The organism is Paenibacillus sinensis, from assembly GCF_019904155.1.
GTDB lineage: Bacteria > Bacillota > Bacilli > Paenibacillales > Paenibacillaceae > Paenibacillus_AQ > Paenibacillus_AQ sinensis.
In genome coordinates this window covers 1-11,225 of sequence record NZ_JAHCMB010000222.1, presented here as the reverse complement: position 1 = coordinate 11,225, position 11,225 = coordinate 1, and the positions used below count along the sequence as shown (strand labels likewise).

8 protein-coding genes are annotated in these 11,225 nt (G+C 43.7%); 2 read left to right on the top strand and 6 right to left on the bottom strand.

The window, feature by feature from the left end:
* Positions 1-54 precede the first annotated feature (54 nt).
* Together KIH86_RS26555 and KIH86_RS26550 are read right to left on the bottom strand one after the other, a co-directional pair.
* Positions 55-1,524 carry a methyl-accepting chemotaxis protein gene (locus KIH86_RS26555; protein WP_223083724.1) on the bottom strand — a complete coding sequence of 490 codons (1,470 nt, stop codon included), beginning with the start codon at positions 1,522-1,524 and terminating at the stop codon, positions 55-57.
* A gap of 31 nt (positions 1,525-1,555) precedes the next feature.
* Positions 1,556-2,965, bottom strand: coding sequence for a radical SAM protein (locus KIH86_RS26550; RefSeq protein ID WP_223083725.1), 1,410 nt, complete (start codon positions 2,963-2,965; stop codon positions 1,556-1,558).
* 260 nt (positions 2,966-3,225) lie between these two features.
* Here KIH86_RS26550 and KIH86_RS26545 point away from each other — a divergent pair, with 260 nt between their 5' ends.
* On the top strand, positions 3,226-4,137 hold the full coding sequence (locus KIH86_RS26545) for an ABC transporter ATP-binding protein (RefSeq protein WP_223083726.1): 912 nt from the start codon (positions 3,226-3,228) through the stop codon (positions 4,135-4,137).
* Positions 4,130-4,894, top strand: coding sequence for a hypothetical protein (locus KIH86_RS26540; RefSeq protein WP_223083727.1), 765 nt, complete (start codon positions 4,130-4,132; stop codon positions 4,892-4,894). Before KIH86_RS26545 ends, KIH86_RS26540 begins: the two co-directional genes overlap by 8 nt.
* Positions 4,895-4,978: 84 nt before the next feature.
* Here KIH86_RS26540 and KIH86_RS26535 read toward each other — a convergent pair whose 3' ends face one another.
* From KIH86_RS26535 to KIH86_RS26520, 4 genes are all read right to left on the bottom strand, one after another.
* Complete coding sequence (locus KIH86_RS26535; RefSeq protein ID WP_223083728.1) at positions 4,979-5,653, bottom strand: glycosyltransferase family 2 protein; 675 nt, start codon at positions 5,651-5,653, stop codon at positions 4,979-4,981.
* A gap of 143 nt (positions 5,654-5,796) precedes the next feature.
* Complete coding sequence (locus tag KIH86_RS26530; protein WP_223083729.1) at positions 5,797-8,829, bottom strand: efflux RND transporter permease subunit; 3,033 nt, start codon at positions 8,827-8,829, stop codon at positions 5,797-5,799.
* Positions 8,830-9,094: 265 nt separating this feature from the next.
* A complete protein-coding gene (locus KIH86_RS26525; RefSeq protein ID WP_223083730.1) occupies positions 9,095-10,456 on the bottom strand; it encodes a sensor histidine kinase in 1,362 nt (453 codons plus the stop codon).
* Complete coding sequence (locus KIH86_RS26520; protein WP_262416443.1) at positions 10,449-11,132, bottom strand: response regulator transcription factor; 684 nt, start codon at positions 11,130-11,132, stop codon at positions 10,449-10,451. The genes KIH86_RS26525 and KIH86_RS26520 overlap by 8 nt, the downstream gene beginning before the upstream one ends.
* Between the last annotated feature and the right edge of the window lie 93 nt (positions 11,133-11,225).

Sequence of the window (11,225 nt, the reverse complement as noted above, 5' to 3'; positions counted from 1 at the left end):
AACGATCCCTCTTGATGATTGGCATCATTTGAGAGATCGTTATTCATAAGATGTTTATGCCGTTTCTTCATTTTGTTTTTTGTTGGTACTTAGCTCCTGCAATCGACTGCTGGATTTATTAATCCTTCCGATAAAATCATATATAATATCGATGTTTCTCTCTTGTTCCTGTGTTGTCGCCAACATTTCTTCCGTGGCCGCCGTATGTCTTTGTGCAATATCCGATATGTTCTCCGCTTGTCGGCGCACATCCGTAAAAATGGAACTCACATGATTAGTCATATCTAATTCATCTGAAATACGCCGGTTCATATTTTCAAATGTGACTTTGATATTGTCAAAACTCTCCAGCACCTGTCTGGTAATGGCTTCGCCTTCTCTAACCGCCATGCTGCCATTATCGGCCTTTTCAAATACTCGCTCTGTCTTCGAATGGATACTATGAACAATCCCGTCAATCTGTCGGACCACTTCAGAACACTGCGAAGCAAGGTTCCGGATTTGACTGGCCACGACCGCAAAGCCTGCGCCTGCTTGACCTGCTCTCGCAGCCTCGATATTCGCATTCAAGGCTAGTAGATTGGTCTGATCCGAAATCTCATTTATCGCCGACAAAAACATATTGATATCGTTCATACTGCGATTCAGTTCCTCCACTGTCGTGAGGGAATCGTTGACCGCCATATTAATAATATCCATCTGCTGTTCCATTTGTTGAATTTTATTAGAGCTGCCCTGTACCACATGTTCGGTCTTAAGCGAAGTGTCGGCAAGACTTCGGGAAAGCTGATGTATCGAAAGCATTTTCTCGTCAGCTATATTCATCATCTTGCTGATATTCAAAATGCTGTCGGATTGATTCAATACGCCTTCTGCCACCTCTTGAATATTTGAGGTCAATGTGCTGCTCATATTGCGCAGAACGCCGATATCCCGATTACAATTGGCAATATCATCGTTCAGCGAAAATGTGTTATGATGAATGACTTCGACCATTTGGTCCATTTCATGCAGCAACCCACTGGCTTCAGCCTCTTTACGGATTGACAACTGGATTAAATCGGCACTTCTTTTGCAGACGAAAAATAACACCACAATTGTCAATTCAATAAATCCGATTGTCATCCAAAATTGCGAGTCAAATTGATGATTGCTTGAATGATAAATGATGACATACGAAATGTTATACAATGCTCCAAATCCGTAAAGAAGGCCTTTATTTAAGTATAAAGTTACAACGCAGAGCACCGTTACAATTAACAGCCCTGCTCCTAAAGTTGCTATGTACGGAATCGTACATGTCAGGATGGCCAGCACAATAAGAATCGTGGTCAGAAGCTGATACTTTTTGCGGAACACTAACAAAGTGATGAATGACAACTCCAATAATAGCGAGTACGTTACTTCGGATCTACCATACCCACTGAGAGTGTAGAACCCGAATGCGAGAAAAGCTAGCCATAAGATTATCGTAATAATCTTGTTTACTTTTACTGCGTTAGTCCTTAAGAAGCTGTCTTTCATTGAACATTCCCCCAGTTCACCTCTCCTGCCATCATCGCGTGCGATGTGCCTCCATTTCGCAATTAATCGATTCTTGGGTTCCGCACGCCGCACATCCACTTTGGCAACTCCACAGCTTATCGGCTACAGGCGCCCAATTGGCGGAAGCATTGCGGCATTTATCCGCCAGTCTGCGTACATCCTCTGGATCTTCCAGGTCAGTGGAACGGGCACCGGAGCGCTCAACAATATCAACAAGGGCATCGGGATTATCGAGCAGCGGGCAAGGACGAAGCAGGTTATCATTGAACGGTTGTCCATCTTTATATGCCATGAACAAAGGAGACTGCAAGGCTTCCAGTAGTGTTTTGGTATGAATATTAGAATCGGAATAATGAATGAATGCGCATGGCTCCATATCTCCGTTGGCATTAATATGTAAATATCTTCTTCCCCCAGCGATACAGCCTCCAGCAAATTCACCGTCATTCCAAAAATCCAGCGTAAACAGCGACTTAGTCTTACGGAATTCACGAATCTGACGGTACATAAAAGCACGATGTTCGGCCGAAGCCATTAGTTCCGGCGCAGCACCGTTACCTACGGGCATATAGGTGAAGAACCAACAGAACTTCGCCCCCCATACTATCATCTGATCAAAATACGCCTCAGAACCGATCAGTTCCGTATTCTTCCCGGTGTAACAGCAGGAGATACCGAACGGCAGTCTTCTGTCTTTCAGAATTTTCATCGCTCGTTCTACCTTCTTGAAGGTCCCTTCACCTCGACGAAAATCAGTATCCTCTTCAAAACCCTCCACACTGATAGCGGGGATAAAGTTGCGAACCCGAATCATCTCATCGGCGAAAGCTTCGTTGATGAGCGTGCCATTGGTGAATGATAAGAACAGGCAATCGGGATGAGCCTCGCACAAGCGAATAATGTCAGCCTTGCGCACAAGCGGTTCACCGCCTGAAAACAAATAAAAATGAGTCCCAAGTTCTTTGCCCTGGCGAACTATACTGTCCAACGTATCGTAGGACATATTCAGCATATGACCATACTCCGCCGCCCAGCAGCCAATGCACGACAGATTACACGCAGATGTCGGGTCCATTAAAATAGCCCAAGGAATGTTGCAGTCATATTTCTCGCGGGCAGCATCCTGTTTTGCCCCGCCGATCAAACTAGCGTTTAATGCAAAATTGTGAAAGATAGTCTTCAGGATATCGTTGTCGATGTCTTTCCACAAGCCCATGAGGTATTGATGCCAAATATGGCCGGGATCATCCAAAATCTCATGGAAGAATTCTTTTTGGGCGGCAAAGGCTTCAGAATTTCTTCCCCATGGTGAATTTTCGATCAAGGACAGCAGCTTGGGCAGATTCTTTTCGGGATTGCCTGCGATGTAGTTCATCGCCTGGTTCATAAGAAGTGACTGAGCTTTTTCTTTTATTTTCATGAATGATATTCCTTTCACTATGAACTGGAATGGCAACCACTATTCCTTTCTTTCTCAACCATCTTCCCTTCCCGTTTGTTTGATTGCCGTATCAATCATGCTTATTTAATGTTGGAAAGTTGTTAGACTCTTGTTAAAGAGATATTAATTTAGGAAGTGGTTNTTATTTTCATTAATATTTCTTTAACACTTCAGAAGCAACTCTTTAATATTCCTCCAATACCATTACGGCATTAAGTGAAAGACATAAGGAGGAGCAAATGGAAGCTATACGAACAATCGGTTTATGTAAAAAATACGGAACTAAAAATGTGGTGGATCAAGTCAATCTTATCGTTCCCAAAGGTGCCATTTATGGTTTTATTGGCCGTAATGGATCAGGCAAATCAACAACACAAAAGATGGTTTGTGGTCTAGTCAGACCCAGTGCGGGCGAAATTCATTTGTTCGGAAAGCCTGTAGAAGATACGCTGGTTCGCAGCCGAATTGGAACGCTGATAGAGCAGCCGGGAGTCTATCCGAGCATGTCTGCGTATGAAAATCTCGTACTACAGGGGCTCTCAATAGGGGTAGACAATCCAAAAAAGAAAGCGATGGAAAGCCTGGAGATGGTTGGCCTGGGGAAGTCCGCGAAGAAAAAAGCAAAAAATCTGTCTCTGGGAATGAAACAACGACTTGGAATCGCTATTGCCATGCTCGGCAATCCGGATCTATTGGTTCTGGATGAGCCGATTAACGGTCTTGATCCCGAAGGGATTATGGAGCTTCGGCAAGTGATCGCAACAATCAATCAAGAATACGGAATAACGATTCTGATTAGCTCACATATCCTTGGAGAACTCAGCAAAATTGCGACTCACTACGGAATTATTAAAGAAGGACAACTAATTCAGCAAATCTCTGCCCAAGAGCTGGCTGAAAATCGCCGCGATTACTTGTATGTCAAAGTGGCTGACAGCAGCAATGCTGCGAACTTAATTCATCAGAAATTACAACCGGAAGAGTGCGAATTGGGTCCCAATGGTGAAATACGCATTTACGGCATTAGCGACACCGCTTCTGTTAATATGCTGCTTTCAAGAAACGGCATCGCAGTTCAAGAAATCTATTTGCATCAGCAGGATTTAGAAGAATACTTCCTCAATTTGATGGGAGGTGAATACCATGCGTAACATTTTCCGGATGGATATACACCGGCTATTACATTCAAAAGTGTTGTATGTCTCCCTCATCTTCCTTACGATCATGTCTATTTCGCAGGTAATCAGCAATGGAGATCAGGCTAGCCTGGATTTACTTCTGGGTGCTTCAACTTCGTCGGGATCAGACGATTTCTTAAGTGCATCCATGGGGGCCGGAGTGATCTATATTCTTCTGGGCATTATCCTGACGTTATTTGTATGCCGTGACTATTCAAGCGGCTTTGCCAAAAATATATTCACTGTTCACGCTAACCCTTGGAATTACATTGGGGGAAAAATGCTCTCAATGGCGGCTACGAGCGCGTTAATGCTTTGTTTTTACACACTTGAATCTCTCATTGCTCTGAAGATTATTAACGGTGCTGTCATACTACCGGGGGGTATATTCGGGTTGCTTTTCTTTGTTCTTCAAAAATGGTTAGTTTCTTCCGCGTTTATTGCACTCATTCTGCTGCCCAACTTATTTTTACGCAATACCACAGTCGGAATTATTGGAGGATTCTTAGTCGCAACAGGCGGATTGACCATGGGAATCTCATTGTTTGCTGAAAGATTTCACTTGAATTTTCTTCTGCCGGCTATTTCCTACACGATTTCTGGATCATCACAACACATTACACTAACATTCAGCGGATTGACCTTTCTGCACGTAGTGCTGACCACCGCGTTCTGGATTCTCTTATGTTGTATGTTAAGCAAGAAAATCATTAATTCAAAAGATGTGTAGATAAACCAGGCTGCTGTACTCTTTAGGAGCAGGATAACTGTATATATTCAGCCTGCTCCCAGGCTCGGAACTCCCCGCATACGATCATCTTTCAATCCGGTAATGGATAACTCTTTTTTTGAGCCAGCCAATCATAAAGGCATCCATGATACCTGTATCGAGATGATTTAAGTCCCCATATTTTGATACTCTATTTTTCCTTTCATTTTGGGTTACCGATACTTCAATTACAGAAAACCCATTCATTTTTGCCAGTGCCGGCAAAAAGCGGTGCATTCCATTGTATAAATAAAAGCTGTCTGCCACCTCCCGTGTTAAGAGTTTCATAGGAGAACGCGTATCATAATTTGAATCTCTAGTGATCCGATTGAGGAATCTATTTCTATCTCTTCGATTCGCCCGTTTCCCATTAACAAAATCTATTCTTTCTATGAAGGGCATCAAATTGAAGATATTACGGGGATCTGTCTGTAAGTCTGCATCCATCAGGGCGATTAATTCGCCCTTTGAGTTTTTCATTCCGGCCCAAATGGCAGCAGTCTGCCCATATGTTCTATCAAAATGGATGACATTTACTGCCCGATCCATCTGAGCAATTTCGTTCAGATACGTAGCACTTCGATCTCTGCTCCCATCATTTACTAGCACGATTTCATAACTCTCAATCTTCCCTTTCAACGCATTTGTAATGCTCACGTAGAAATCATAGATATTCTCTTCCTCGTTATAAACGGGTGCCACGACTGAAAGACGAGTCATAGAGAAACACCTCTATACCAATAGATTTGTTTATTTATTCCATCTANGCAAGGATAATAATCGAACAATATTGTATTTAGAAAAGAATAGGCACTGTTAATATAGAGTGCCTATTCTTAGTTTCATTGGAGTGTCAAATATGTTTAGAACGTCTCGATTTCCTTAACCTTGCGCTTACGCCAAGCCAGCTCATATATAACAGGCACTACAATCAGCGTCAACAGTGTAGATGAGAACAGTCCGCCAATAACCGTAATTGCAAGGCCTCCTGAAATTAAGCTTGTCGATGAACCAGAGGACATCGCCACTGGCATCAGAGAAAGCATTGTGGCGAACGCCGTCATCAGAATTGGCCGCAGTCGGGTCATTGAAGCCTCAACGATCGCTTCCCTGATTGGTATACCGGATATACGATTTTTCTCTACTCGATCGAGTAGTACCACCGCATTCGTAACGACTATACCGACGAGCATCAACATCCCGATCATGGCACTAATTGAAAGCGACTCCCCTGTAATGAGTAAGGCGCTTAAGGAACCAACGGGGATGAAAATGAGCGAGGACAAGATGATGAGCGGTGTAATTAGACCTCCGAACGTCATGCTCATTACCAGAAACACTAGTCCTATAGCTACAACCATCGCGATGATAAGGCTACTGAAGCCTTCACCAATCATCTCCAGTCCACCGCCGAAATTCACCTCTACACCACTCGGCAAGGCTAAGCTTTGTACGTCCTCTTTTACTTGCTTTGTTACCGATTGGACAGCATCTTCGTCCTTGATCGTAGCGCTAACCTCGGCATACATTCTACCGTCATCATGGTTTACCTGAATCCAAGCACTTTCCTCCGACACGTTCGCAACATCACTGAGTGTTTTTACTCCGCCTGCAGTAGGAACTTGAATATTCTTCAATTCCGACAAAGAAGCAATGGGTTGCTGGTAAGTCAACGTTATTTCCCGGTTTTCGCTGTCAATAGTGTATGCGCCTGCGTCAATCGGCTTCAGTTGTTCACCGACTAGTTGCGTGATAAGAGAAGGATTAACATTTAAATCGATTCCTTGTTGGTTAAGAGTTATGACCCATTTCGGTGTCACTTCGTTCATGTTGTTTGTGACGTCCTTCAGGTCACCATTATGCTTCATTACCTCTTCTACATTTTTAGCAACGGCTGCAATCTCGTCGGGATTATTCGAATAGATATTCACAGCAACGTTATTGCCCGATGTCAGTCCTACCTCATTCGATTTAACCTCAACCGTCGTCCCCGGTACTTCTGCCGATACTAGGGAAGGAATCTCGCTGTTCATCTGATCAATCATCTGATCCAAATCCGTTCCATCTACGAAAATGACAGATGCCTCGGCTTTATTTTTATTTGCTGCGGAACCTAACTTACTATTTTGAGAGCCGCCAATCGAGATTTCATAGCTTTCTGTACTTGGTAGTTCCTTCAAATAGTTCTCCACTTTACTTCCAACCTTATCGGTCTCATCCAGCGTGCTCTTCGCGGGCAAGACAATCTCAACCGACGCAGATGGTACAGATTCACTTGGAAGGAACGAAATTCCGAGTAACGGTACTAAGCAGACCGATCCTACCAAGAGTAGAATGGACAAACCAAGAACCGTTACTTTGCGTTTTAGTGCGCCACGGATTGTCTTCTCAAAGAATTTCGACAACCGCCCACCTTCCTTGTGAGGCTTCACACGATTAAAGAACTTGCCACCCATAATTGGAATGAGCATCGCGGCCACAAATAAAGAAGTCAGGATGGAGATCACCACAGCAAGAGCAAATGGACGGAAGACTACTCCGATCATGCCACCAACGAAAATCAAAGGTGCAAAAACAACCACCATGGCAATCGTTGAAGAGGCCACGGCGCCCATTACTTCCCGGGTTGCCTTAAGAGCCAACTCTTTGCCCCGCAGTTCATCTCCTTTCGATTGCTTCCACCGGTAAATATTCTCTATAACAACAATGCTATCGTCTATAATCCGCCCGACGGATACCGCAATACCACCCAGTGTCATGATATTAAGCGTGTAACCCAACTGATTCATAAAGGCAATTGTGGCAAAGACCGAAATCGGCAGCGATATGATCGAGATTAACGTTGCCCGGATATTACGCAAGAAGAGGAAAATAGTAATCATACAGAATAGGGTGCCGAACAACCCTTCGTGAATAAATCCAGAAATAGATTCTTTAACATTCTCTCCTTGATCGGATACGATATGAACGCCCAGTTCGCCGCTTTTTTCATAATCATCAAGTAACGATTTAACTTCGTCTGTGACGCTTGCTGTATTCGCGTCTTGCGTCTTCATGACATCCAACAAATAGCTAGGCTCTCCGTTGTAACGGGTTATCTCATCTTGCGTAGAAATCGTCTTGATCTCGGCAAGATCTGACAGCAAAACAACGCCATCTCCTGTCCCCAATCTCAAGTTTTCGATCTGCTTCAACGAAGTGATCTGGCCTGACAACTTAATTGGAATCGTCGTCTCATCTACTGATGCGGAGCCAAGCGGCATCGCATAATTGAGAGATTGCAGCGCACTACGGATCGCCCCCAAGGTGATACCCTTCTGAGCAGCCTTATCCTTATCGACAACGATTTCTAAATGCTCGCTCGTCGTCCCTTTAAGTTCAACGGAACTAACACCTTCCAGTTTTTGAAGTTGCGGGACGATCTCGTTCTGCAGCTTCTCCTCCAGTGCAGCCGAATCAAGCTTATCAGAGAAAATGGCTGCCTCATAAATGGCCTGACCACTTAAGGATAAACGCTGAACCGTAGCGTTGGCTCCTGCAGGAATGTCAATCTTTGCGACAGCAGCCTCAACCTCCCCCGTCAGCTTATCCATGTCCGAACCGAATGGAAATTGAACGACGATATTTGCCGCGTTTTCTGCCGAGGTGCTTGTAAGCGAATCGTAATTTTTCAATCCCTTAATACTGTCCTCAATCGGTTTTGTTACTCCAGACTCTATCTCTTCAGTCGATGCTCCCGGCTGCGTCACCTGCACGAATACAGTAGGCAACTCCATGGCTGGTAGTGTCTCCTGCTTGATCTGCATTGTCGAATACAACCCGTATCCTAGGACAAGCAGACATAGAATAACGACAGCCGTGCTGTTTTTCAAACTAAACTTTGTTAACCAGTTCAAAGATATTCTCTCCTCTCTTTACTTTCGAGAACATCATATTGGGCGAATGTGTACGCACTGTGTACTGGTAAAAAATAAGTTTATTAATGACCTCAACTTTGGAGCTGGACCAAGCTTTCATGGATAGACAGTGATTGCGCTCGTTATAACGCAGGAAATAAAAAAAGCCCGTGCGTAACACGGACTATCTTAACTAATCTTAGGTCATTCACTCACCTTAATTGACTATAAAACGATGATGGTGTATCCGATCCTGATATGAATATTATTTTTCTATAGGTGACTTAGGGAGAACAACCGTCATAATGGAACCTTCGCTTATGCGACTGGATACCTCGATGTTACCACCGTGTAAATGCACTATACGCTTTACAATTGATAATCCGATTCCATTACCGGCATCCGAGCGATCCCTAGATTTGTCGACCTTATAAAAGGGCTTGAATATATGCTCGATCTCCTCCTCAGGTATACCCGGCCCACTGTCGGCAATGGATACCCGAATAGCTTCATCGTTGCGAATGGCTGTAATCCGGATATTACCGCCTGTTCTTGAAAATTTGATGGCATTACTGACCAGATTGGTCCACAGTTGGTTTAGTTTATCCTTATCCGCTTGCACGATAATCTCTTTGGATTCTAATTCAATATTCAAATTTTTGACTGACCATTGTGGTTCCGATGCCATGATAATATGGCGTAACTGCTCATCCAGACGGTAGGTACTTATATCAAGCGACAAGTATTCGTACTCAAGAGTGGACAATTGGAGTAGATCTGAACTGAGACGGGATAGCCGATTGGTCTCCTCTTCGATAATTTCAAGCATATCCTGCCTCGTGGAGTCATCCATTTTTTTATATCTAATGGCTTGCGTAAAGCCTTTTATTGATGTTAAGGGGGACTGTATTTCATGGGACACGTCAGAAACGAACTGTCTCCGCATTGACTCCAGATTTCCTAGATCGTAGGCCATTCGATTAAAGCTCTTCGCCAATTCGCCAATCTCATCTTTACTTCTGATATTCAGTCTAACATTAAAATTCCCTTTGGCCATGCTACGAGTTGCTTTTGTAAGCAACTGCAGAGGGCGAACAAGAAACCGAGCCGCAACAAGGATGAATAGGCTGCCGAACAAAAGAACCAAAAGAAGAGCAGTTCTTAGTATAGCGGCGAAGGGAACTCCTTGAACCTCGGGTGCAAGGAAAAGTGCAAAAGGCTTGCCATCAATTTGAAACGGTAATCCGGCAATAAGAGGATGACTATGCTCCTCAAGACTTCGGTATATATTGCCGTCAAGCACCTTTTTAAGCTTTTCATTGTTTATGCGAAGCTTTTTGATAACTTTCGGGTCTTCATTATGCAGAAGAATACCATTCTGATCAAATATAAGAATATCATAGCTAGGAAGTGCGTTCACACCTTCAATCAGCTTGTCCTCAACATCTGGTGGTGAAGCGGCGTAAGATTGAATAATTTTTCTACCGCCATCAATCATATTCTGCATAATGACGCTCTGAACATTTTCTGCGTAAAAATGGGTCACGAGATAAAATGTCGGAATTAAGCTTAAAAACACGGCACCTATAAAAATAAGAATAATACGCACATATAGTGACTTAATCACGATATACCTCCAACCTGTAGCCGAGTCCGCGTAAGGTTACAATTGCGAAATCCTGCTCGTACGCTCCAAACCGAACTCTAAGTCGTTTAATGTGCGTATCAACCGTCCGCTCATCTCCTTCATAGTCATATCCCCAAATACGCTGAATAAGTTCGTCTCTAGTATGAAGTTTACCTGGATAACTAGCGAGAGCTGCAAGCAACTCGAATTCTTTGAGTGGAATGGATTCAGCCTCCCCAGTATCCCGGAACCGGACCTGATAGCTAGTCTTATCTAGCGAGATGCTTCCCAAATTAATGGTCTCGGAAACTGAGATTTTGTACCGCTTAAGCAACGCTTTTATCCGTAAGACCAATTCCATTGGTTCAAATGGTTTTACCAAATAGTCGTCTGTTCCAAGCTGAAAGCCTTTGATTCGATCCATCGGCTCTCCCTTAGCAGTAATCATTAAGACCGGCTTATCTCCTGCCTCCCTCAGACGACGACAAAGTTCCCAACCATCCATATTTGGCATTAAGACGTCTAGTACGATCAAATCGACGGGGTGATTACTGTAATACTCCCAAGCCTCTAGTCCATTTGCTTGTTCAATTACTTCTAAACCCTCATCCTCTAAGTAAAAACGGATCAATCGACGTATGTGCCGATCGTCGTCTACTACCATAACAGTTGTCATTATGATCACTCCTATTAGCTTTGACAAACTATCGGTATTATAGCACCCTATCTTGTACTCAGTGTGTACTCGAGCGCTACCTTAGTATACATT

Excerpts from the sequence above, each read along its gene's own strand:
- KIH86_RS26550 (WP_223083725.1), bottom strand. The coding sequence starts at position 2,965 with ATGAAAATAAAAGAAAAAGCTCAGTCACTTCTTATGAACCAGGCGATG.
- KIH86_RS26520 (WP_262416443.1), bottom strand. The coding sequence starts at position 11,132 with ATGACAACTGTTATGGTAGTAGACGACGATCGGCACATACGTCGATTG.
- KIH86_RS26535 (WP_223083728.1), bottom strand. The coding sequence starts at position 5,653 with ATGACTCGTCTTTCAGTCGTGGCACCCGTTTATAACGAGGAAGAGAAT.
- KIH86_RS26540 (WP_223083727.1), top strand. The coding sequence starts at position 4,130 with ATGCGTAACATTTTCCGGATGGATATACACCGGCTATTACATTCAAAA.
- KIH86_RS26555 (WP_223083724.1), bottom strand. The coding sequence starts at position 1,524 with ATGAAAGACAGCTTCTTAAGGACTAACGCAGTAAAAGTAAACAAGATT.
- KIH86_RS26545 (WP_223083726.1), top strand. The coding sequence starts at position 3,226 with ATGGAAGCTATACGAACAATCGGTTTATGTAAAAAATACGGAACTAAA.